We start from the raw sequence: 21633 nt of genomic DNA on the forward strand, positions 1-21633 counted from the left end.
CCCATGCTCCGCATCTCCGGGCTGTCCGCCGGCTACCACGGCGGCACCGTCCTCCACGACCTCGACCTCGATGTCCCCGAGGGCAGCGTGCACGCCGTCGTCGGCCACAACGGCGCCGGGAAGACCACCCTCGTCCACGCCGTCGCCGGCCTGCTGCGCCCGGCCACCGGCACCGTCGAGGTCGCGGGGCGCGACGTCACCGGGCGCCCGGCGCACCGCATCGCCCGCGCCGGTGTCGGCCTCGTACCCCAGGGCCGCCGGGTGTTCGCCCGGCTCACCGTCGCCGAGCACATCCGCCTCGCCCACCGCCCGCCCCGCGACGGCGGGGCCGTCCGCCCCTGGACGCCGGAGCGGGTGCTCGACCTGCTGCCCCGGCTCGGCGAGCGCAGCACCCACCGCGGCACCGACCTGTCCGGCGGCGAGCAGCAGATGCTCGCGCTGGCCCGCGCGCTGCTTGGCTCGCCGCGCGTGCTGCTGCTCGACGAGCCGACGGAGGGCCTGGCGCCGGTGCTGGTGGGGCAGATCCTCGACCTGGTCCGCACGCTGGCGGGGGAGGGGCTGGCGGTGCTGCTGGTCTCGCCGAGCCCGGCGTCGGCCGCACTGTGCGCCGACACGGTGACGGTGCTGACGTCGGGCCGGGTCACGGCCCGGCTGGGCGGTCCCGAGGTGCGCAAGGACCCGGCGGAGCTGCACGAGGCGCTGGCGCTGACGGCCCACTGACGCGGGGGTGAGCCCGCGCGCCCGGCACGCCCTCGGAGGCGGGCACGGCGCCGCTCACCCGCTCACCCGCCGCCGCTGGCGGTACCGGCGGCGCTGGGCAAGTCTGGTGACCGTACGTGGATCCAGCGGCGCCCCGCGCGCCGCGCGCGCTGACGGAGGCCGATGGTGAGTGCACCGGTGCTGGTGGGCGTCGACGGGTCCGCCGAGGGCCTGGCGGCCGTCGCCGTGGCGGCCCGCGAGGCGCGGCTGCGCGGCACCGCGCTGCGTGTCGTGCACGCCTTCTTCTGGCCGATGATGCGGGTACCGCTGGAGCCGTCGTCGATGGGCCCGCCCGAGGGTGGGCTGCGCAACCAGGCGGAGCAGGTGGTCGCCGAGGCCGTACGGCACGCGCGCGAGGCGGAACCGGACGTCGAGGCGGAGGGCGCCGTCGTCACCGGCGACACCCTGCCGGTGATGGCGGAGGAGTCGCGCGGCGCGGCGCTGGCCGTCGTCGGCAGCCGCGGGCTCGGCGCGTTCGCCGGCCTGCTGCTGGGCTCGACGGCCGTGCACCTGGCGGCGCACGGCCACTGCCCGGTGCTCGTCGTACGCGGCGAGGGCGGCCCGGCGCGCGAGGGCCCGGTGGTCGCGGGCGTGGACGGCTCGCGGTCCGGCGACGCGGCCATCGAGTTCGCCTTCGCCGAGGCGTCGATGCGCGGCACGGGACTCGTCGCCGTACACGCCTGGTCGCCGTGGCGGGCCGAGGCCCCGCGGCCGCAGGACCCGGCGGCGCCGTACGCGAGCGGGCCGGGCGACCTGGCCGTGAACGAGGAGCGCGTGCTCGCCGAGTCGCTGGCGGGCCGTCAGGAGCGCTGCCCGGACGTGTCCGTCGACCGCCGCGTGCTGCGCGGCGGTCCCAGGGAGGCGCTGATCGAGGCGAGCCGGGAGGCGTCGCTGGTGGTCGTGGGCGCCCGGGGCCGCGGGGGCTTCACCGGGATGCTGCTGGGCTCGGTGAGCCAGGCGCTGCTGCATCACGCGGACTGCCCGGTGGCGGTGGTGCGGCCGGAGCCGGACACGCGCTGACGGGCCGTACGAAGGGGGCGGGGCCCAGCGCTCCTCCCGCGAGTGCCGGCCCCCGCCCGCCCCCCCCGGCCCGGGCTACCGGACCCGCCGCAGCAGCGCCACCGCCACCCCGCCGCCCAGCACGACGACCGCGAGCCCGCCGACCAGGGCGCTGGACATCCCGGAGTTGAACGCCTCTCGCGCCGCCCCCGCGAACTCCGCGCCCCGCGCGCCCCCGACCTCGTCGGCGACGCGCAGCGCGCCCGCCAGCGAGTCGCGGGCGGTGCCGGAGGAACCGTCCGGCAGCCCTTCGGCGGCCCGGCCGACCTCGCTCCGGTAGGCGGAGTTGAAGACGCTGCCGAGGACGGCGATGCCGAGGACGCCGCCCAGTTCGCGGGTGAGGTCGTTGAGCGCGGAGGCGACGCCCTGCTTGCCGTCCGGGAGCGCGGCGACGATCGCCTCTGTCGCCGGGGTCGCCGCGAAGGCGACGCCCGCGCCCAGGACGGCGGTGGCGACGAGGAAGCCCCAGATGCCGGAGCCGCCGACGACGGCCGCCAGCACCAGCAGCCCGGCGGCGATCAGCGCCATGCCGAGCCCGATGACGACGGCCATGCCGTACCGCTTGGCCAGCGCGGGTGCGACGGGGGAGAAGACCATGGCGCCGGCGGCCATCGCGACGAGCGCGAGCCCGGCGCGTATCGGCGAATAGCCGAGGATCTCCTGGAGGTACTGCAGGCCGAGGAAGAAGAACCCGAACATGGCGAGCGTCTCGGCCGTGATGACCAGCGACCCGGCCGAGACCCCGGGCAGCCGGAACACCCGCAGATCGAGCAGCGGATACGGGGTGCGCAGCTCCCACCGTACGAACGCGCCGAGCGCCGCGGCCCCGACGGCGAAGCCGCCGAGCACCGCGCCGTGCGCCCAGCCCCGTTCCGGCCCCTCCACGATGCCGAAGACCACCGCGCCGATGCCGGTCACCGAGAGCAGGGCGCCCACGACGTCCAGCGGCGCGGCGGAGGCGGCGCGGGAGGCGGGGGCGAGCACGGCGGCGGCGAGCAGGGCGACGGCGGCGAGCCCGGCGTTGACGGCGAAGACCGAGCGCCACGAGTACGCCTCCAGCAGCCCGCCGGCGAGCAGCACGGCCAGCAGCGCGGAGCCGAAGCTGACGCCGGACCAGATGCCGACGGCCCGTCCGCGGCTCTCCGGCGGATGGACGGCGGTGATGATCGAGAGGGTCATCGGCATGACGAGCGCGGCGCCCACCCCGGCCACGCCCCGGAGAACGATGACGAGGGTCACGTCGTCGATGAGCAGGACGGCACCGGAGGCGAGGCCGAAGACGGCGAGCCCGGTGAGGAGGACGCCCTTGCGCCCGTAGCGGTCGCCGAGCGCGCCGCCGGCGAGGAGGAGCCCGGCGAAGGTGACGCCGTAGGCGTTCATGACCCACTGCAGTTCCGCTTCCGTGGCCTCCAGGTCGCGGGCCATGCCGGGTACGGCCACGAGCAGCGAGGCGAGCATGCCGACGACCACGGCGAGGGCGAGGCACATCACGGTGAGCACGGCGGTGCGACGGCCGGGGCCGACGGCGGGTGGCGGCATGGGCACTCCGAAGATTCAAACGAGCGATTGAAGCGATCGTTTGAATCTTTACCACGGGATCGGCGCCGCCTTCAAGCGAGCGTTTAAACTCCGGTCGATGTCCACGCCACGCTCCACCGCCACCCGCACCCGCCTCCTCGACGCCGCCGAGCGGCTCTTCGCCGAGCACGGGTTCGCCGCGACCTCCCTGCGCACCGTGACCGACGCCGCGGAGGCGAACGTGGCCGCGGTGAACTACCACTTCGGCTCGAAGGAAGGGCTGCTACGCGCCGTCGTCGAACGCGCGATGGCAGCCGTGAACGGCGAACGCCGCCGCCTCCTCGGCGAACTCCGCGCCGCCGCCGACCCCCCGGGCGCGGCGGACCTGGTCCGCGCCTTCGTCACCACCGGCGCGCACGTCGGCGACGCCGGGGCGGGCGGCGCGGACCTGCGCCGCTTCCTGGGCCGGGTCGTCTGCGAACCGGACCCGGCGATCCGCCGCCTCTTCGGCGCGGAAGTCGCCCCGGTGGAAGGCGAGTACCTGGACGCCCTCACGACGGCGCTGCCCCACCTCACCCCGGCCGAGGTCGCGTACCGCTACCGCGCCATGGTCGGCCTCCTGGCCCTCCACCAGTCCGGCACCCTCACGGACTTCCACCCGGGCCCACCCCCGGCGGACCCGCGGGGCCAGGACGACGTGGAACGCCTGACGACCTTCCTGACGGCGGCCTTCGAGGCCCCGGCCTCGGACGTTCCCTCCGGAACTGTAAAGGGGGTCAAGTGATTTGCCGACTGAAAAGCGGGTCGCTAAGATCGGCGCTCTCGCAGCGACGGCAGTCGCTGCGAAAACCCCCTATGAAAGGTTCGTCTTGCGCTCCATAGCCATCCTGGCCACGCCCGCTGTCCTCGCCATTGCCGCCTTTGCTGTCTTCGCGGGAGTGAACCAGTGGATGTATCAGGAGCCCGCCCACGCCCCCGTCGGCTCCAGCGCACACAGCACTGTCTGACGCTCTGTCAGTGCTTCCCGACCGGCTCCTGATCTGATCACGAGCCGGTCATTCCATGCTCCCGGAGCAGCCGCGCCACCCTGTCCGCGTCCGAGTCCGCCTCCCGCGCGCGGTAGAGCCCCATCGCCAGTTCCGCGCACCGCCTCATCTCGCCCACATCGCTCGCCGCCAGCGCCACCCTTGCCAACCCCTCCAGCGCGTGCGCGCTGCCGAGAGGGATGCCGGCCTCGTCGGCGATCCGGTGGCCCAGTTCGTAGGTCTCGCGCGCGGCCGTGAGCTTGCCGGACCGCCGGTGTACGTCGGCCATCCCGACCAGCGCCCGCTGTCGTTCGTACGCGTTCCCGATCGTCGCGGCCAGCCGCGCGGCCATACCGAAGTGCAGCACGGCCTCGCTGCGCCGGCCGGACTCCGCGTACAGGTTGCCCAGGCTCGTCAGCGCATGGACCTCGCCCAGGGCGTCACCCGCCGCCCGGTGGCTCTGCAGCGCCTGGTGGAAGGAGGCCAGCGCTTCCGTGGTGTGGCCGGTCGCGTGGTGCACGATGCCCAGGTTCGTGGAGAGGATGGCCAGGTCACCGCGCTCACCGCACCGCCGCATCAGGGCCAGTGACTGCTCGTAGCAGGCGCGGGCGGCGTCATAGTCGCCCTCGCCGCGCCGGAGCTCCCCCATGTTGTTCAACGCCATGGCCTCCCCGTAGAGATCGCCGATCTCGCGGCGCAGGGCCAGCGTCGCGTGTGCGGTCTCCACCGCCTCGCGGTGCCGCCCGGCGTACCGGAGCGCGAGTCCCCGGACGTTCAGGCACTGGGCCTCACCGTGGCGGTCGCCGCCCTTCGCGTACAGGCTCAGCGCCTCGTTCAGCACGCGCAGGGTCGCCTCGCTGTCCCCGGCCGTGACATGGGCCCTGGCCACCTGCAACAGCGCGTCGGCACACCCGAGTTCGTCCCCTCTCCGGCGGAACTCCGCCAGCGCCTCGCGGGCGTTGCGCAGGGCCTCCTCCGGGTTCTCCTTGGCCAGCCGCGCCGCCCGGTCCACCAGCGTGCGGGCCAGGGCGGCCGTGTCGCCGCGGGTGCGCAGGACGCCGAGGGCCGCGTCGTAGAGGGCAGCCGCGGGCTCCCGGGCGCCCCAGCGCTCCAGGGACGGGGCGAGTACGTGCGGGAAGAGCGCCGCCGTCGCCGGGGACGCGGTGGCGGCGTGGGCGGCGGTGGCCAGGAGGTTGGCCCGTTCCACCGACAGCCAGACGGACGCCACGTCCGCGTCCGCGAACTGTGGTGCGTACGGGGAGACCAGGCCCGGCGGCAGCGGCAGGATGCGGTGGTGCGGATGGGCGAGGCGGGTCGCGCGGTGGGCCGCGGTCAGGTAGTGGGCGGCGAGGCGGTCGAACGCCGCCTGCCGCGCGGCCGGTTGCAGGTCGTGCTGGCCGGCCTGGAGGCCGAAGGCGCGGGTGAGGTCGTGGAGGCGGTAGCGGTCGCGTACGGGCTCGTCCAGCAGGTTGCAGTCCTGCAGTTCGTCGATGCTGCGCCGCGGCCCCGCAGGAGGCACGTCCGGCGCGGCGCCCACGAGCGCCAGCACCGCGGTGGGCGGCAGGTCGGGACCGGGGGCCAGGGCCAGGGCGCAGAGCATGTCCCGGGCCGGGGCGCTGAGTTCCTCGTACGACAGCCGGAAGGCGGCGGCCACCGCGGGGTCCAGCTCGTCGAGGGGGTCGGCGGCCTGGCTGAGCCGGTCGAGGAGGTGCGGGAGGTCCCAGGAGCCGCGGTGCCGGAAGCGGCCAGCGAGGAACTGCAGGGCGAGCGGGTTGCAGCCACAGGCGGAGACGACTCCGGCCAGCGTCGCGCCGTCGCCCCGCAGCCGGGCGGCGCCGACGACACGCGTGAACAACTCCGCCGCCTCCGCCGCCGACAGCACCTCCAGGTGCAGTTCTTCGGCGCCGTCCAGTCGCAGCCGGTTGCGGCTGGTGACGATCGCCCGGCAGTCGGGCGAGGCGGGCAGCAGCGGCTCGACCTGCGCGGCGTCGCGGGCGTTGTCGAGGACCAGGAGCAGCCGCCGGCGCGCCGTCCACTCCCGCCACGCGCTCGCCCGCTCGTCCAGGGTGTCCGGCAGATTCGGCGCCCCACACGTCTGCAGCAGCACGGCGAGCGCCTCGGCCGGACCGTAGGGCTGCTGCCCGCTGAACCCGCGCAGGTCGAGGAAGAGCTGCCCGTCGGGGTACGCGGGGCCGAGCCCGTACGCAACGTGGACGGCCAGACTGGTCTTGCCGACGCCGGGCATCCCTTCGATCACGGTAAGCGGTAACGCCCGTTTCTCCTGCCCGCCGTCCGCCGCCCCCGGCCCCGTTCCCTTGCCCGTGCGCGCGTCAGCGAGGAGCAGGCTCAGCTCGCTCGTCCGGCCGGTGAAGTCGTGCGTGTCGCGGGGCAGGTTGGTGCGGGGCGGGGGCGTCACCGCCGCGTCGACCGGGGTGCCGGCGGCGGGCGTGGGCGCGGCGAGCAGTTCGCGGTCCTGCTCCAGGATGCGCCGGTGCAGGTCGCGCAGCTCCGCGGCGGGCGCCATGCCCTGCTCCTCGTCGAGCCTGCGGTGCGTGGTGCGGTAGAGGTCGAGGGCCTCGGCGTGCCGGCCGCACCGGTACAGCGCCAGCATCAGGGAGGCGACGAGCCGCTGGGCCAGCGGGTTCTCCGCCACCAATTCCCGTAACTCCCCGATCAGATCCGAGTGCCGGCCCGCCTCCAGCTCCAGCCGGATCCGCTGCTCCCGCACCCGGTGCAGATCCTCCAGCAACCGGGCGCGGGTGGCGGTCGCCCACGTCCCCGGGAACTCGGCCAGCGGCTCGCCCCGCCAGAGCGACTCCGCCGTGCGCAGCAGCCCCACCGCCTGCCACCGCTCGCCCTGCGCGACGGCCGTCGCGGTCTGGGTCCGTAACTCCTCGAACCGCAGCAGGTCGACGCTCCCCGGCCCGACCCGCAGCCGGTAGACGCCGGGCGAGGGCCGCTCCAGTTCGATCGCGTCCCGGTACGGCTTCAGCCTGCTGCGCAGCCGCGAGAGCAGGCTGTGCAGCGTGCCCTGCGCGCTCGGCGGCGGAAAGCCGTCCCAGACGCGCTCCGTCAGTGCCTCTGCGGTGACCGACCGCCCGCGCGCGTGCACCAGTACGGCCAAGACGCAGCGCTCCTTGACCGAACCGAGGTCGCGGCGCTGCTCGCCCTGCCAGAGTTCCAGCGGTCCCAGAGCCCGTAGTTCCACCCGTCGCTCCACCATCGACCCGCGGGACCGTCGCCCCGCGGTCGGATCCCCTCCGTGGTGGCGGCGCCCCGCCCGCACGCCGGGGACACCACACCATCGCCACGCCGGTACGGATACACCAGGGGAGCGGGACGGGGCGCACGGATGCGTGCGCCGGGCGCGCGAAGGACATCCCGCAGGCGAGCGCAGGAATTCCGCCGCCCCCTCGCCGTGCCGGGTGCCTTCGGCGTGGAAGCGCCCGGTGCCGAGCGGGTGTTCAGGTGGCGATGCCCGACAGCAGGAGGTCCACCGTGCCCTCCAGGAAGGTCTCGTCCAGGGGCTCGCGGGTCAGCAGCAGGCGGGTGTGGAGGGGGCCCGTCAGGGCCTCGAAGGCCAGGCGGCGGTCGACGCCGGGGCGGAGTTCGCCGCGGGACTCGGCGCGGTCGAGGACCGTCGCGCCGACCGCGAACCGGGTGGTCCAGAACTGGTCGCGGGCCGCCTCGTACTCCGCGAGGTCCTCCTGCACCGCCATGCGCAGCAGCAGGCCCCCCAGCGGGGTGCGGACGAAGGCGGCGGTGTCGTGGAGGAGGGCGAGGAGGTCGGTGCGGAGGGCGCCGGTGTCGGGGGTGGGGAGGTCGGTGCGGGTGCGGTCGAGGACCGCGTCGAGGGCGAGGGCGGACTTGGTGCCCCAGCGGCGGTAGATCGACGTCTCGTGGACGCCGGCGCGCTGGGCGACCTCGGCGATCGACAGCGCGTCGGCGCCGCGCTCCAGGACGACGTCGATCGTCGCCTGCAGCACGGCGGCGCGGACGCGGGCGCTGCGGCCGCCCGTTCTGCGGGCGGCGGCGGCGGGCTGGCGGCTGCTTTCCGGCATCCCGCCAACGTAGCGCAGGTCAGTGCGGCGCCGGCCGGTCGGCGCGGTGGCGGGGGAGGGCAGCCACGAGCGCCGCGGTCGCGGCGGTGAGCGCCATGCCGCCGGCCGCGAACACGGTGAACAGCGTCCAGAAGTCAGGGGTGAGAACCATCGGGGTGCCTCCAGCCGGTTAACGCAGTAGGTCTTGCTTTAAGGTACGACCCGGGCGGTTCCTAATGCAAGTTGACTTGCGTTACGTGCAGCACGGTGGTGCGGGGAGTACGTTCATGGCAGCCCGGCCAACCCCGCCGACCGGCCCAGAAGAGACCAGAAGAGCCCAGAAGGCCCAGAAAAGCCCCGAGGAGCCCGTATGACCGGCGACTTCGCCCCGTTCACCGCCGACGACTACCGCGCCCGTATGCGGCACGCCGCCCGCGCCGCCGCCGGCGCCGGGCTCGCCGGGCTGCTCGTCGCCCCCGGCCCCGACCTCCTCTGGCTCACCGGCTACGCGCCGCCCGCCGTCACCGAGCGGCTCACCCTGCTCGTGCTCGCCCCCGGGGCGGATCCGGTGCTGGTGGTGCCGAAGCTGGAGGCCGGCGACGCCGCCAAGGCGGCCGGCGGACCCGCGTTCACCCTGCGCGACTGGACCGACGGCGCCAGCCCGTACGCCGTGACCGCGCCGCTGCTCGACCCCCGCGGCCGGTACGCCGTCAGCGACGACGCCTGGGCCCTGCACCTGCTCGGGCTCCAGCGCGAACTGCCCGGCTCCGCCTACGTCGCCGTCTCCGACGGGCTGCCGATGCTGCGCGCCGTCAAGGACGACGCCGAGCTGGCGCGGCTGGCCGCGGCCGGCGCCGCCGCGGACGCCGCGTACGAGGAGATCAGGAAGGCGCGCTTCGCCGGCCGCAAGGAATCCGACGTCGCCGCGGAACTGGCCGCGCTGCTGCGCCGGTTCGGCCACTCCCAGGTCGACTTCACCGTCGTCGGCTCGGGCCCCAACGGCGCCGACCCGCACCACGAGGCCGGCGAACGGGTCATCCGCGACGGCGACATGGTCGTCCTCGACTTCGGCGGCCTCGTCCACGGCTACGGCTCCGACACGACCCGCACCGTGCACGTCGGCGAACCCACGGCGGAGGAGCGGGAGATCCACGACGTCGTCCGCGCGGCGCAGGAGGCCGGCTTCCGGGCCGTCCGTCCCGGCGCCGCCTGCCAGGACGTCGACCGGGCGGCGCGCCGGGTCATCGACGACGCCGGCTACGGCGAGTACTTCATCCACCGCACCGGGCACGGCATCGGTACCACCACCCACGAGCCGCCGTACATGATCGAGGGCGAGGAGCAGCCGCTGGTGCCCGGCATGTGCTTCTCCGTCGAACCCGGCATCTACCTGCCGGGCCGCTTCGGCGTACGCATCGAGGACATCGTGACCGTCACGGAGACCGGCGGGCGGCGGCTCAACGACACCGCCCGCGAGATGGCGATCGTGTCGTAGGCGCCCCGTCCCCGGCAGGTCCCGGGCCGCTCCCCGGCAGGTCCCGGCGAGACGTCAGCCGGTACGGCCGCCGCGGCGCCGGCGCGTCCGCGGCAGCCGGCGCAGCCCGTTCGCCAGCAGCACGAACGCGTGCTCGGCCGCCGCCACCGCGCCCGGATAGCGGTCGTCCGCGGACTCCCCGGCCGCCAGCCGCTCGGCGTTCTCCCGGGCCAGCGCCCACTGCACCGCGACGATCTGGGCGGCGGCCAGCCGCGCGGTCGGCTCGGGGACGCCCGCGGTCTCCCGCAGCGCGTCGGCCAGCGCGCGCTCCGCGCCGGTTCTGAACCGCTCCATCCGGGCCGCCAGCGAGGGCGTGTCGAGGATCATCCGGTACAGCGCGCGGACTTCCGGCCGGTCGTCGAGCCCGGTGGCCGTGGCCCGCTCCCGCAGCCCCCGCAGGACGTGCTCGCGGAGCGCGGCCAGCGGTGCGGTGCGCGGCGGCCGGGCCCGTACCGCGCGGGCGGCGTCCGTCTCGTGGTCGGCGAAGCGGTGGGCGACGAGGTCTTCCTTGCTCGGGAAGTACGCGAAGAGCGTGCGCTTGGACACCTCCGCCGCCTCGGCCACCTGGGCGACGGAGACCGCGGCGAAGCCGTGCCGCAGGAACAGGGCGATCGCCGCCTCGGAGAGCGCCGCCCGGGTCCGCTGCTTCTTGCGCTCGCGCAGCCCTGGTTTGCCGTCCACGGCGTCACGGTAGCAAACGGGTATCCCGGGAGGATTTCTCCACCCGGTGCAGGTTTGTGCCCGGGCCCTGAGGCTCACGCCTGCCCGGTGTCGAAGTGGCTGATGCGGTCGCCGTCGACGGTGAAGGACCAGCGGGTGCGCATGCCGCCCCAGGTGGAGTTCGTGTACGTGGCCACGAGCGACCGGCCGTCGGGGGCGACGGACTCGACGTCCATGTGGCCGGCGGCGGAGAAGATCTCCTTGTCGGTCCACGCGGCCAGGTCCCGCTCGGTGCCGTCGTCGGTCATGGTCGCGTCGTCGGTGAGGAGCGCGAAGAACGCCTCCCTGTCGCCGGCGTTGAGCGCCGCGACGAAGGCGGCCACGACGGGGTCGGTGGGCTGGACGGCCATGGGGCACCTCCGGGTTTGCTGCCGTGACGCGCACGCGCCGCGTGCGCGACCTCGCCGTCATTGTCCCGCCGGCTCGCCGCCGCCGCAGTTCCGCGGCCCCCGCCCGGGCGGGGGCCGCCGCGGTCAGCCGCCCCGCTTGACCCCGTCCATCACGACGTCCGCCACCGAGTCGTAGAACGCCACGTACCCCGCCAGCGGCGCGGCCTCGGGCAGCGGCTCCTCGTACGACCACGCCACGTCCGCGCGCTCCGGCGTCCCCTGGCCGCGGTACGTCCGGTAGGACGCGTAGCCCTTGTACGGGCACCCCGTGCGCGTCGGCGTGGGCTCGAAGAGCTCCAGCCGCACGTCCTCGGGCGGCAGGTAGAACTGCGCCGGCAGCCCGGTCTCGAAGACCGCCAGCGGCCGGCGCGACTCCGCGACCACCTGCCCGTCGATCGCGACCCGTACGTGCCGCGTGCTGCGCACCGCGTCCACCCGGTGGTACGGGTCCTGCGGGCCCACCAGCCGCTCCTCGTCCTCCTCGTACCAGTGGTCGAGCGCCGACCACCGCACCGAGACGTAGTCCGCCAGATCGGGGTCCCCGTCGTACGTCCGCACCGCGTCCGGCACGAGGTCGGTGCGGACGTCGCGGCGCGGGAAGGCGTACGTCACGTACGGCCTGCCCGCCTCCCGCACCAGCAGCGCGGCCCCGCTGTCGACCACGAGCGCGCCGCCGAGGCTGCCGCGCACCCGCCGCTCGCTCGGCTCCCAGGTCCTGGTGTCGAAGGTCAGCATCTTCCTGCCTCCCGGCGGTCAAGATCTGTCAAAGGCTGTCAGCGTCAACACCCGCGGAGGACCGGGGCTTCCCGCCCGGGAGCGGGCCCGTGCACCGCCCCGCCGGAGCGTGGTCCGCAGGCCACCCGCGGGTCGGCCCCCGGCCGCCCACCGTTGCGGAGCAGGGCATTCCGCCTTTGCCCGGATCACGGACTTCCTTGACACTCCCGATTGGTATAGGCCAGTATCCGGCATTGGTCTGTACCAAGTCTTTCCTCGCCGCGTCAGCCCCTTCCCACCCGCCTTCCACACCACTCGCACCCGTCGCGCGGACGGCCCCGCAGTCCGCCGCGGCCGCCGTCCCGCCCCTGCTCCCGCGGAGGTCTCCATGGCAGCCAACAACCCCGAACTCGCCCGGCTTGCCAACTCGGTTCTCCAGCCGGGGTTCGTGGGCACGACCGCGCCCGACTGGCTGCGCCGCAGAATCGGCGAGGGCCTGGCGTCCGTGGTCCTCTTCGGCCGCAACATCGTCCACCCCGAGCAGGTGGCCGCCCTCACCGCCGAGCTGCGCGCCGAGAACCCGGACCTGATCATCGCCATCGACGAGGAGGCCGGCGACGTCACCAGGATCGAGGCCGGCACCGGCGCCACCCGCCCCGGCAATCTCGCCCTCGGCGCCGTCGACGACGTCGAGCTGACCGAGCAGGTCGCGTACGACATCGGCCGCCAACTGCACGCCATGGGCGTCTCGCTCAACTACGCCCCCTCCGCCGACGTCAACTCCAACCCCAAGAACCCCGTCATCGGCGTCCGCTCCTTCGGCGCCCGCACCGACCTCGTCTGCCGGCACACCGCCGCCTGGATCCGCGGGCTGCAGTCCGCCGGCGTCGCCGCCTGCGCCAAGCACTTCCCCGGCCACGGCGACACCAGCGTCGACTCCCACCACGGCCTGCCGCACGTCGCCGCCGACGCCCGCGAGATCGCCCGCACCGCGCTGCCGCCGTTCACCGCCGCCATGGAGGCGGGCGTACGCACCGTCATGACGGCGCACATGCTCATCCCCGCCTACGACGACACCCTCCCCGCCACCCTCAGCCCCCGCATCATCCGCGACCTGCTCCGCGACGAACTCGGCTTCACCGGCCTCGTCGTCACCGACGGCATCGAGATGGGCGCCGTCTCCGACCTGTACGGCATCGACGGCGCCACCGTCCGCGCGCTCGCCGGCGGCGTCGACGCCGTGTGCGTCGGCGGCGAGAACGCCGAGGAGTCCGTCACCACCGGCCTGACCGACGCCATCGTCGCCGCCGTGCGCGACGGCAGCCTGCCCGGGGAGCGGCTCGCGGAAGCCGCCGCCCGGGTGCACGAGTTCGCCGCCTGGTCCGCCGCGCTGACCCGCGGTGTCCCCGCCGGCGACCCCCGCGGCGGTGACGGGGCCGACCACCAGATCGGTCTCGTCGCCGCCCGCCGCGCCGTCCGGGTCCACCACGACCCGGCGGGCCCGGCCCGCTTCCCGCTCGCCGGCGATCCGCACGTCGTCGAGTTCTCACCCGTCACCAGCCTCGCCATCGACGGCCGTACGCCCTGGGGCGTCGCGGAGCCGCTGCGCGCCCTGCGCCCCGGCACCACGTCGGTGCGCCTCGGCGAGTCCGAGCTGACCGGCGCCGCGGGCGGCGCCGCGGAGGTGCTCGACGGCCGGGCGCTGCGCCCGGCCGACGGCCGCGAGCTGGTCGTCGTCGTCCGCGACGCCGCCCGCCACCCGTGGATGTGGCAGGCCCTGGCCGACCTGCTGCGGCGGCGGCCCGACGCGCTCGTCGTCGAGATGGGGCTGCCCGCCGAGGACCGGCTCGGCGCCGTGCACCTGTCGACCCACGGGGCCACGCGCGTCTCCGGCATCGCCGCCGCCGAGGTCCTCACCGGCGCGGTGTGACGGCAGCACGCAACGAGTTCCACTTCTGGAGGACGTTCCATGGCCGACCCCGGCCCGTACCTGTACCGTGCCGCTTCCGACATCCCGTACTTCAGCGCCGACGGCGAGTCCTACCTCGCCCGCACCCCGTTACGCGACATCCGCAAGTCCCGGCCGCTGCGCGTGCTCTCCGACGAGGACTACGCCCACTGGCAGACCTACGGCTACGTCGTGGTGAGGGAAGCGATACCCGCCGAAGCCGCCGCCCTGCTGCTCGACTTCGCCTGGGACTTCCAGGGCCTGGACCCCGACCGCCCCGAGACCTGGTACGAGGACCGCGAGTTCCGCTCCGACCTCGACCGTGACCTGCACGTCTACGGCTTCGTCGAGGCGTACCAGCACCAGTTGATCTGGGACAGCCGCCAGACCCGCCGTGTCTACGACGCCTTCGCCGACGTCTGGGACTGCGACGAGCTGTGGGTGACGCTCGACCGGCTGAACCTCAACCCGCCCAACGTCGGCAACCGCAGCCGCACCCTCATCGAGCCCACCGACACCGGCTTCGACATCGAGCTGCACTGGGACGTCGACACCACCCTCGCCGTCCTCCCGCAGCGCGTGCAGGGCATCATCGCGCTCAACGACACCCGCCCCGACCACGGCGGCTTCCAGTGCGCGCCCGAGCTCTTCCGCGACTTCGAGAAGTGGAAGCTCGCCCAGCCCGCCGGCCGCGACCCGATCCGGCCGAACACCGACCCCGCCGAGTTCCCCGTCGTACGCCCCGAACTGGCCGCCGGCGACCTGCTCATCTGGAACGGGCTGCTGGCCCACGGCGTCGCCGCGAACGCCTCGGAGAGCGGCGTACGCGCCGTGCAGTACCTCGCGATGATGCCCGCCCTGGAGGAGCACGAGCGGCTGCGCCACTCGCGCGTCGAGTCCTGGCGCACCCTGAGCACCCCCGACTGGAACGCCACCCTGCTCGGCGACTCCCGGCGGCACGAGTCCGAGCGGTACGGACCGGCCGCGCTCACCGGCCTCGGCCGCAAGCTCCTCGGGCTCGACTCCTGGCGCGCCCCCGCGCCGGACGCCGCGCCCGGCGGGACAGCAGCGGGCCGGGCCGGGGCGGAGCCGGAGCGGACGGGGGAGACGTGGCACGCATCTGCCTGACGCTGCCCACGAACCGCGCCTGCGCGGCCACCATCGCCGCCGTCCACGAGGAAGCCGTCCACGCCGCCGCCCACTTCGGGGCCGAGGTGCACTTCCTGATCCTCGACTCCGCCGCCGACCGCGACCGCGCGGGCCACGCCGCCGCGGTCGCCGGGCTGCCGCGCGTGCCCGGGGTCGTCGTGCACCACCTCGGCGAGGCCGAGCAGCGTACGTTCCTCACCGCCGTGCTCCGCCGCGCCCGGGTCGCGGGCGCAGGGAAGCTGCTGCGCCTGCTGCTGCCCGACGCCGTCTCGTACGGCGCCTGCACCGACCGCGCGTTCCTCCTCGCCGCCGCCCTCGGCTGCGGCTCGGTGCACCGCCGGGACTCCGACAGCCGCTACCAGACCGCCGGCGGCCGGCCCGTCTTCCCCGTCCACCACGAACTCGCCACCCTCGGCCTGCCCGCCGCGGAAGCCGCCCGGCGGGTCGATGCCGACGCGCTGAACCCGCTCCACGCCCCCAAGCCCGTCTCGCTCGTCGGCGCCTCGTTCGTCGGCGAGATGTCCGTCGACATCGCCGGGATCCACGACCTCGATCCCGCCGTCTACCACGACGTCGTCAGCCTCTGGGCGCCGCCGCACTGGCCGGAGGAGCGCAAGCGGGCGCTGGTCGAGGAGTCCTTCAAGGGCGCGGGCACAGAGGCGTTCGGCGGCGACCACGCCGTCCTCGGCGCCGTCGACCCGATGCGCGTCGACATGTGCAACGTCGCCTTCCACCGCGGCGTGTACGAGGCCGTACCGCTGCCGCCGGCCACCGACACGATCGGCAGCGACTACTTCCTCCTCCACCTCGTCCACGACGCCACCCTGCCCGGCGTCCTCCACAACCGGCACATCGTCAACTACCACACCGACGAGCGGAAGACCGGAGCCGGCTTCACCGCCTACCAGATGCGGTTCGCCAAGTTCCTGCTGTCGATGCGCTACTTCAACGTCGTCTACGACGAACTGGCCGCCGCCGGTGCCGCGCTCCTCGACGACCGGTACCGCCTGCGCGCCGCCGCCGTCGGCGAACTGGTCGCGCGCAGCGCCCGGCTCGACCGCGACGAGAACGTCATGCGGCTGACCGCCCTGGAGATCGCCTACCGCAAACTCGGCGGCAGATACGCGGAGTTCGCCGGTGTGCTGGCCGCCCGCGCCTCCGGCCTGCCGGCGGAGGCCGCCCGCGACATGGCCGACTTCGCGCTGCTCATCGCCGCGTGGGAGCCGCTGGTGCGGGCGAGCAGGGCGACGGACGTGCCGGGGGCCGGCCGGTGACGGCGGCGGTACGGTCCCCGCGGCCGGCCCCGCCGGCCCCGCCCGTGACGACCGCAGCCGTGACCGCGCGGCTGCGCGCCGCCCTCGCCGCCGCGGACGACGACCGGATCATCTACGACCTGCCCGGCATCGAGGAGCGCTACGACGAACTGCGGCGCCGGCTGCCCGGCGTCGACGTCAGGTTCGCGATGAAGGCGTGCCCCGTCGACGAGGTGCTGGCCCGGCTCGCGGAGAAGGGCGCCGGGTTCGACGCCGCCAGCCCCGGCGAGGTGGCGCAGGCGCTCGGCGCCGGCGCGCCCGCGGCCCGTATCCACTACGGCAACACCGTCAAGTCCGACCGCGGCATCCTCGCCGCGCACCGCCTCGGCGTCCGCGACTTCGCCACCGACAGCCCCGAGGACGTGCTGGCCATCGCCGCACTCGCCCCCGGTGCACGGGTGTTCTGCCGGCTGGCCACCACCGGCGAGGGCGCGCTGTGGGGGCTCAGCCGGAAGTTCGGCTGCACGCCGGAGGAGGCGGTGCGGGTGCTCGCCGGGGCGCGGGCCGCGGGGCTCACCCCGGCCGGGCTCTCCGTGCACGTCGGCTCGCAGCAGATGACGGCCGCGGCGTGGCGCCGCGCCTTCGACACCTTCGCGGAGGTACTCGCGGCCCTGGCCCGGCGCGGCATCCACCTCGACCACGTCAACCTCGGCGGCGGCCTGCCCGCGCTCGGCTACCGCGACCTGCGCGGCCGGCCGCTGGTGCCGGAGCTGGACGAGACGTTCGCGGCGATCCGCGCGGGGATGGCGCGGCTGCGCGCCGCGGCCCGCGGCCCGCTGCGCTTCGTCGTCGAACCGGGCCGGCACCTGGTCGCCGACCACGGGGCGATCCGGGCGCACGTCGCACGGCTCTCCTCGCGCCGGCACCCGGACGGCGGGCGGGGCTACTGGCTCTTCCTGAGCTGCGGCAAGTTCAACGGCCTGTACGAGGTCGACCGGTTGCAGTACCCGCTGGTGTTCCCCTCCCACGGCGCCGCCGCGGAGCTGGTGCCGGCGGTCGTCGCCGGGCCCACCTGCGACAGCGACGACGTTGTGGCGGAGGGCCGCGTACCGGTGCAGGTGCCCAGGGCGGCCGCGTCCGGGGATCCGGTGTGGATCCTCTCCAGCGGTGCGTACGCCGTCAGTTACATGACCCGGGGGTTCAACGGCTATGGTCCGCTACCGCACACCTGCCTGCGCGCCGGCTGACGTGCGCATCCGGCACATCGCCGCCCACGACTGGGGCGCCATCGCCGCGCTGGAGGACCGCGCGTACGCCGACCGGGCGCTCGCCGAGGGCCGCGCGGCCCTGGAGTCCCGCGGCCGGGCCTCGCCCGGCACCTGCTTCGTGCTGGACGCCGACGGCGCGCCCGGGGGCTACCTGCTGGCGCTGCCGTACCCGGCGTTCCGCTGCCCCGAACTGCGCGGCGCGGAGGAGGCCCGGCACGCGACCGACAACCTGCACCTGCACGACATCGTCGTGGCCGAGCACCTGCGCGGCGCCGGGCTCGCGGGACGTCTGCTCGCCCGGCTCACCGCCACCGCCCGCGCCCGGCGGTTCCGCCGGATCTCCCTCGTCGCCGTCGCCGGCACCGCGGCGTTCTGGACCCGCCGCGGCTACCGCCCGCACTACGAGGTGGCACCCCCGGCCGGCTACGGCCCGTGGGCGGTCTACATGTCCAGGGAGGCGGGCCGGTGACGATGCCGCGGATACACGACGACTTCCGCCGCGCCCAGGTGGCCATCGCGGCGCTCTTCTGCTTCCTGGGCTTCCAGTACGTCACCTGGGTGTCCCGGCTGCCGCGGGTGAAGGACGAGCTGGACCTGACGGCGACCGAGCTGGGGCTGCTGCTCATGGCCTGCGGCGCGGGCGCGGCGGCGTCCTTCCCGCTGGTCGCCCACCTCATGAAGGCGATGGGCGCCAAACGGCTCGCGTTCGCCTCCGCCGGCGCCCTGCTGCTGTTCCTGCCCGCGTTCGCCGCGGCGCCCGACTACCCCGTCGCGCTGGTCGTCGTCGCGGCCGACGGCGTCGCCGTCGGCTGTCTGAACGTCGCGATGAACGCGCAGGGCGCCGCTCTGGAGGAGATCCACGAGCGCACCGCGATGGCGAAGATGCACGCCACCTTCAGCGCCGGTTCGCTGGCCGCCGCGCTGCTGGCGTCCGCCGTGCAGACCGCGACCGAGGCGATGGCCGCACACTTCGCGGTGGCCGCGGTGCTGCTCCTGGCGCTCCTCGCCGTCGCCCGCACCGGGCTGCCCGCCGAGGACGCCTTCCGGCAGCCGGAGAAGGAGCGCCGCAGGTGGCGGCTGCCGGCGCGCGTCACGCTCTGGATGGGGTGCGCGATGGCGTTCGGCACCATCACCGAGGGCGCCATGAACGACTGGTCGACGCTCTACCTGGAGGACGTCGCCGGCGCGGCGCCCGAGATCGCGCCGCTGGGCATCGCGGTGGTCTCCGTGATGATGGTCGTCGCCCGCCTCTTCGCCGACGGCTGGCGCACCCGCTGGGGCGACGGCCCCGTGGTCAGGCTCGGCAGCGCGCTGGCGGGCACGGGCCTCGCCGTCGCGGTGCTCGCGGGCGGCGTGGTGCCGGCGCTCCTCGGGTTCGCGTGCGTCGGTCTGGGCGTCGCGGCCGTGACGCCGTGCGTGTACGTCGCGGCGGCCCGGGAGGGCCCCGACGCGCTCTCCCTGGTGGCGTCGATGGGCACCACGGGGCTGCTGGGCGGGCCCGCGGCGATCGGCTTCATCGCGGGCGCGGCGGGGCTGGCGTGGGGCATGGGCGCCGTCGCCGCGTCCGCGCTGCTCGTATCGGTGTGTACGACGCGGATACGCTGGCCCGCGCTGAGCAACGCCTGAGCGCCCGCGGGCGCGAACGGGGCGGCGCGGAGAGGCTGTTCGAAACGGGGGTGGGACGGCGATGGCGGAGCACGGGCGAGGCCGGCGGCCGGAGCGGGACGGGGGCGTGGCCGGGGAAGCGGTCGGGGCGGCTGGGGCTGCGGCTGCGGCCGCGGTCGAGAGCGGCGCCGAGGTGGCCGGAGGCGGGGCCCCGGACGGGCCCGGAGCGGCGGTGCGGGTCGCGGACGCGCCCGGCGGTGCCCTCGCGGGCGTACGGGTCACGCCCGGCGCCGCCGCGCCGCCGGGGCTGCCCGCGGGCGCGCGGGTCTGGGCGTTCGACGCCGGGCCCGGCGCCGAACCGGACCTGTCGGCCCTCGACGACGCCGAGCTGCGGCGGCACGCGAGCTTCCTGCGCCGGGCCGACCGGATCCGCTACGGCGTCGCCCACGCCGAACTGCGCCGGCTGCTGGGCGAGCTGACCGGCACCGCGCCCGCGGCACTCCGCTTCGGCCGGCGCGCCTGCCCCCGGTGCGGCGGCCCGCACGGCCGGCCGGTGCTCGAACGGCCCGCGGACGGCCCGGAGTTCTCCCTCTCGCACGGCGGCGGGCTGGTGCTCGTCGCCGTCGCGCCCGGCCGGGTGGGCGTCGACGTGGAGCCGGTGAGGGCCGCGCCGCCCGAGCAGAGCCTGGTGGCGCGGCTGCACCCGGCGGAGCGCGCGGTCGTCCTGACGGCGCCCGAGGCGCTGCGCTCCGCCGCGTTCACGCGGCTGTGGACGCGCAAGGAGGCGTACCTGAAGGGGCTCGGCGTGGGCCTCGGCCGCGCCCTCGACGCGGACGACGTCTCCACCGCCGTGCCGGGCTGGCACCTGGTCGATCTGGCGCCGGGGAACGGCCACGCGGGGGCGCTGGCCGTGGAGTCCGCAAGCGTCAAGGACATCGCCGGGGAAATCCACGAACCCCGCGCCGCATTACCCTGATCCGGTGCCGCCCGCCGCCGTCAGGGCTCATTCCGGTTCGGCTCTGCGGCCCGGTTCCGCGCCGAAAGCGGCGCCGAGTCCGAATTCCGGCATGTTGATATAGCGGGCCTCATAGGAACCCGGCCGCACGTGGTACAGCTCGTGCCAGATGCCGACGTCCCCGCCGCTGCCGACGGCACGGTTGAACCACTTCCAGTACGACCTGTGCCGGTGTTCCCGAGATTTCGAGAACTCCTCGATGTGCTCCGCCGACCGCCAGTACTGGACGACCGTGATCGTACGTCCACTGCGGCTCATTCTGCTGCCGAGCAGCCCGAGTTCCGGATCCTCGCCGAGTTCCACCAGCAGCTTCGGCATCGCGGTGAACGCCGGCCACCATCTGTGCACCTTCCAGAGGTAATTGATCCGCATTCCTACCAGGAAGAGGACGAATCCGTGGCCGGTGTCGACATTCACCCTGCCCTGCTCTATCCGCGCCATGCCGTCCGGGTCCTTTCCGGGGTTCCTCGCGCTCGCCGAGCCGGTCGCCGTCATCGTAGAGCGTCCTCCGCGTCGGCGACATCGCCTGTACAGGGGGCAGTTGAGATGCACAAAAGGGCAACATCAGCCGTTGCCGCCTGAGTAGGGACATGTCCGGCAAATATTTTGCGAGAAAAGAATGGTTCAGACCAACGGATTGCATGTACGATGACGCTCGCTCGAACGCAGAACCGAACGTGCGATGGCCCTCCGGTCACCACCCGACTACTGTTCGTCACACTCTGAACACGGCACCACATAACCCTCGCTGCACGGCCTGAAGTTCACCTTGCACCGAACGGACAGGTACTTATGTGGAAGGCGGCACGCGTGGAGATTCCGGTGGACTCCGCGCAACAGCCGGGACGAATCGGCAACGAACTCGACGAAGGCGCAGCACCCGTGCCCGCGCGGGCGGGCATGGTTACCGGCAAGTTGTTCACGGAAAGCGCCAGGGCGGGTGCGAGCAGGACGCATTCACTGCTGAATGTGGGATTCCGCGACGTCGGCGACCCGGGCGGGCCGCGCTCGCTCGACGTCCACGCCCTGCTGTTCGACATGGACGGCACACTGGTGGAATCCGCGGCCGCAATGGACCGCCACACCCGCATGTGGGCGAGGCGCCATTCCCTCGACCCCGAGAAGGTCATCCGCGCCTCGCGCGGGCGCCGCGATATCGACGTCATCCGCGAACTGGCCCCGCACGCCGACCCGTACGGCGAACTGGCCTGGTTCGACCACCTGTCCTGCACCGACACCGCCGGTGTCCGCGCCGCACCCGGCGCCCCGCGGCTGCTCGCCACCCTGCCCCCGCGCCGCTGGGGGCTGGTGACCTCCGCGACCCGGAGCGTCGCCCGCAGCCGGATGGCGGCGGCCGGACTGCCGCTGCCGGACGTCCTGGTCTGCGCCGAGGACGTCGCCGCGGGCAAGCCCAGCCCCGAGGGGTACCTGACCGCCGCAGCCCTCGTCGGCGCGCCTCCGTCGTCCTGCCTCGTGATCGAGGACGCCGACGTCGGCCTGCGCGCCGCCCGGGCCGCGGGCATGCCCGCGCTCGCGGTCGCGGGACCGCCGGGCCCCGTCCACGGCCACCGGATCGCGGGCCTCGGCGCCCTCTCCGTCACCGCCGACTGACCCACCACCCAGCCGTACGCGCCGCC

Annotated in this window: 20 protein-coding genes; 12 read left to right on the plus strand and 8 right to left on the minus strand. The window is 74.8% G+C overall.

Annotated elements, in window-relative coordinates; genetic code table 11:
• Positions 1 to 3 precede the first annotated feature (3 nt).
• Positions 4 to 720 (plus strand): ABC transporter ATP-binding protein, encoded by a 717-nt coding sequence (locus DMB38_RS32975; RefSeq protein WP_125938248.1) that lies wholly within the window; start codon positions 4 to 6, stop codon positions 718 to 720.
• Between the two features lie 162 nt (positions 721 to 882).
• On the plus strand, positions 883 to 1779 hold the full coding sequence (locus tag DMB38_RS32980) for a universal stress protein (protein ID WP_125938249.1): 897 nt from the start codon (positions 883 to 885) through the stop codon (positions 1777 to 1779).
• A gap of 75 nt (positions 1780 to 1854) precedes the next feature.
• Here the strand turns inward: DMB38_RS32980 and DMB38_RS32985 are convergent, their stop codons facing one another.
• Positions 1855 to 3357 carry an MFS transporter gene (locus DMB38_RS32985; RefSeq protein WP_125938250.1) on the minus strand — a complete coding sequence of 501 codons (1503 nt, stop codon included), beginning with the start codon at positions 3355 to 3357 and terminating at the stop codon, positions 1855 to 1857.
• Between the two features lie 97 nt (positions 3358 to 3454).
• Here DMB38_RS32985 and DMB38_RS32990 point away from each other — a divergent pair, with 97 nt between their 5' ends.
• Positions 3455 to 4120, plus strand: coding sequence for a TetR/AcrR family transcriptional regulator (locus DMB38_RS32990; RefSeq protein WP_125938251.1), 666 nt, complete (start codon positions 3455 to 3457; stop codon positions 4118 to 4120).
• A gap of 260 nt (positions 4121 to 4380) precedes the next feature.
• Here DMB38_RS32990 and DMB38_RS32995 read toward each other — a convergent pair whose 3' ends face one another.
• From DMB38_RS32995 to DMB38_RS37590, 3 genes are all read right to left on the minus strand, one after another.
• On the minus strand, positions 4381 to 7569 hold the full coding sequence (locus DMB38_RS32995) for a BTAD domain-containing putative transcriptional regulator (RefSeq protein WP_240662597.1): 3189 nt from the start codon (positions 7567 to 7569) through the stop codon (positions 4381 to 4383).
• 256 nt (positions 7570 to 7825) lie between these two features.
• Positions 7826 to 8422, minus strand: coding sequence for a TetR/AcrR family transcriptional regulator (locus tag DMB38_RS33000; protein WP_125938253.1), 597 nt, complete (start codon positions 8420 to 8422; stop codon positions 7826 to 7828).
• Between the two features lie 19 nt (positions 8423 to 8441).
• On the minus strand, positions 8442 to 8573 hold the full coding sequence (locus DMB38_RS37590) for a hypothetical protein (RefSeq protein WP_276314984.1): 132 nt from the start codon (positions 8571 to 8573) through the stop codon (positions 8442 to 8444).
• A gap of 198 nt (positions 8574 to 8771) precedes the next feature.
• Between DMB38_RS37590 and DMB38_RS33005 the strand changes: the two genes are divergently transcribed.
• Complete coding sequence (locus DMB38_RS33005) at positions 8772 to 9896, plus strand: aminopeptidase P family protein (RefSeq protein ID WP_125938254.1); 1125 nt, start codon at positions 8772 to 8774, stop codon at positions 9894 to 9896.
• A gap of 54 nt (positions 9897 to 9950) precedes the next feature.
• Here the strand turns inward: DMB38_RS33005 and DMB38_RS33010 are convergent, their stop codons facing one another.
• The 3 genes from DMB38_RS33010 to DMB38_RS33020 all read right to left on the minus strand — a co-directional run bounded on the left by DMB38_RS33010 (position 9951) and on the right by DMB38_RS33020 (position 11779).
• Entirely contained in the window at positions 9951 to 10616 is a 666-nt protein-coding gene (locus DMB38_RS33010) for a TetR family transcriptional regulator (RefSeq protein WP_125938255.1), read from the minus strand.
• A 74-nt stretch (positions 10617 to 10690) separates the two neighbouring features.
• On the minus strand, positions 10691 to 11005 hold the full coding sequence (locus DMB38_RS33015; protein WP_125938256.1) for a nuclear transport factor 2 family protein: 315 nt from the start codon (positions 11003 to 11005) through the stop codon (positions 10691 to 10693).
• A 123-nt stretch (positions 11006 to 11128) separates the two neighbouring features.
• The gene (locus DMB38_RS33020; RefSeq protein ID WP_125938257.1) at positions 11129 to 11779 is read right to left on the minus strand and encodes a DUF427 domain-containing protein; all 651 of its coding nucleotides are present in this window, start codon (positions 11777 to 11779) and stop codon (positions 11129 to 11131) included.
• A 367-nt stretch (positions 11780 to 12146) separates the two neighbouring features.
• Here DMB38_RS33020 and DMB38_RS33025 point away from each other — a divergent pair, with 367 nt between their 5' ends.
• The 7 genes from DMB38_RS33025 to DMB38_RS33055 all read left to right on the plus strand — a co-directional run bounded on the left by DMB38_RS33025 (position 12147) and on the right by DMB38_RS33055 (position 19957).
• Complete coding sequence (locus tag DMB38_RS33025) at positions 12147 to 13688, plus strand: glycoside hydrolase family 3 N-terminal domain-containing protein (RefSeq protein WP_125938258.1); 1542 nt, start codon at positions 12147 to 12149, stop codon at positions 13686 to 13688.
• Between the two features lie 39 nt (positions 13689 to 13727).
• The gene (locus DMB38_RS33030) at positions 13728 to 14834 is read left to right on the plus strand and encodes a phytanoyl-CoA dioxygenase family protein (RefSeq protein ID WP_125938259.1); all 1107 of its coding nucleotides are present in this window, start codon (positions 13728 to 13730) and stop codon (positions 14832 to 14834) included.
• Entirely contained in the window at positions 14816 to 16129 is a 1314-nt protein-coding gene (locus DMB38_RS33035) for a DUF6271 family protein (RefSeq protein WP_125938260.1), read from the plus strand. Before DMB38_RS33030 ends, DMB38_RS33035 begins: the two co-directional genes overlap by 19 nt.
• 44 nt (positions 16130 to 16173) lie before the next feature.
• The gene (locus DMB38_RS33040) at positions 16174 to 17355 is read left to right on the plus strand and encodes a type III PLP-dependent enzyme (protein ID WP_240662598.1); all 1182 of its coding nucleotides are present in this window, start codon (positions 16174 to 16176) and stop codon (positions 17353 to 17355) included.
• The gene (locus DMB38_RS33045) at positions 17318 to 17845 is read left to right on the plus strand and encodes a GNAT family N-acetyltransferase (RefSeq protein ID WP_125938262.1); all 528 of its coding nucleotides are present in this window, start codon (positions 17318 to 17320) and stop codon (positions 17843 to 17845) included. Before DMB38_RS33040 ends, DMB38_RS33045 begins: the two co-directional genes overlap by 38 nt.
• A 2-nt stretch (positions 17846 to 17847) precedes the next feature.
• Entirely contained in the window at positions 17848 to 19002 is a 1155-nt protein-coding gene (locus DMB38_RS33050) for an MFS transporter (RefSeq protein ID WP_125939433.1), read from the plus strand.
• Positions 19003 to 19213: 211 nt separating this feature from the next.
• Positions 19214 to 19957: a 4'-phosphopantetheinyl transferase superfamily protein gene (locus tag DMB38_RS33055; protein ID WP_125938263.1), complete on the plus strand. Its 744-nt coding sequence runs from the start codon at positions 19214 to 19216 to the stop codon at positions 19955 to 19957.
• Positions 19958 to 19984: 27 nt separating this feature from the next.
• Here DMB38_RS33055 and DMB38_RS33060 read toward each other — a convergent pair whose 3' ends face one another.
• Entirely contained in the window at positions 19985 to 20491 is a 507-nt protein-coding gene (locus DMB38_RS33060) for a DUF4188 domain-containing protein (RefSeq protein ID WP_240662599.1), read from the minus strand.
• Positions 20492 to 20965: 474 nt separating this feature from the next.
• On the opposite strand from DMB38_RS33060, the gene DMB38_RS33065 reads away from it, so the two are divergent.
• Positions 20966 to 21607, plus strand: a complete 642-nt coding sequence (locus DMB38_RS33065) for an HAD-IA family hydrolase (RefSeq protein WP_240662600.1) — start codon at positions 20966 to 20968, stop codon at positions 21605 to 21607.
• Positions 21608 to 21633: the final 26 nt, after the last annotated feature.

It is taken from the genome of Streptomyces sp. WAC 06738 (genome assembly GCF_003945505.1).
In the GTDB taxonomy this organism is placed as follows: Bacteria; Actinomycetota; Actinomycetes; order Streptomycetales; family Streptomycetaceae; genus Streptomyces.

Coding starts and splice junctions, on each gene's coding strand:
- DMB38_RS33015 (WP_125938256.1), bottom strand. CDS start 11,005: ATGGCCGTCCAGCCCACCGACCCCGTCGTGGCCGCCTTCGTCGCGGCG.
- DMB38_RS37590 (WP_276314984.1), bottom strand. CDS start 8,573: ATGGTTCTCACCCCTGACTTCTGGACGCTGTTCACCGTGTTCGCGGCC.
- DMB38_RS32980 (WP_125938249.1), top strand. CDS start 883: ATGGTGAGTGCACCGGTGCTGGTGGGCGTCGACGGGTCCGCCGAGGGC.
- DMB38_RS33005 (WP_125938254.1), top strand. CDS start 8,772: ATGACCGGCGACTTCGCCCCGTTCACCGCCGACGACTACCGCGCCCGT.
- DMB38_RS32990 (WP_125938251.1), top strand. CDS start 3,455: ATGTCCACGCCACGCTCCACCGCCACCCGCACCCGCCTCCTCGACGCC.
- DMB38_RS32985 (WP_125938250.1), bottom strand. CDS start 3,357: ATGCCGCCACCCGCCGTCGGCCCCGGCCGTCGCACCGCCGTGCTCACC.
- DMB38_RS32975 (WP_125938248.1), top strand. CDS start 4: ATGCTCCGCATCTCCGGGCTGTCCGCCGGCTACCACGGCGGCACCGTC.
- DMB38_RS33020 (WP_125938257.1), bottom strand. CDS start 11,779: ATGCTGACCTTCGACACCAGGACCTGGGAGCCGAGCGAGCGGCGGGTG.
- DMB38_RS33030 (WP_125938259.1), top strand. CDS start 13,728: ATGGCCGACCCCGGCCCGTACCTGTACCGTGCCGCTTCCGACATCCCG.
- DMB38_RS33050 (WP_125939433.1), top strand. CDS start 17,848: ATGCCGCGGATACACGACGACTTCCGCCGCGCCCAGGTGGCCATCGCG.
- DMB38_RS33025 (WP_125938258.1), top strand. CDS start 12,147: ATGGCAGCCAACAACCCCGAACTCGCCCGGCTTGCCAACTCGGTTCTC.
- DMB38_RS33045 (WP_125938262.1), top strand. CDS start 17,318: ATGGTCCGCTACCGCACACCTGCCTGCGCGCCGGCTGACGTGCGCATC.
- DMB38_RS33000 (WP_125938253.1), bottom strand. CDS start 8,422: ATGCCGGAAAGCAGCCGCCAGCCCGCCGCCGCCGCCCGCAGAACGGGC.
- DMB38_RS33060 (WP_240662599.1), bottom strand. CDS start 20,491: ATGACGGCGACCGGCTCGGCGAGCGCGAGGAACCCCGGAAAGGACCCG.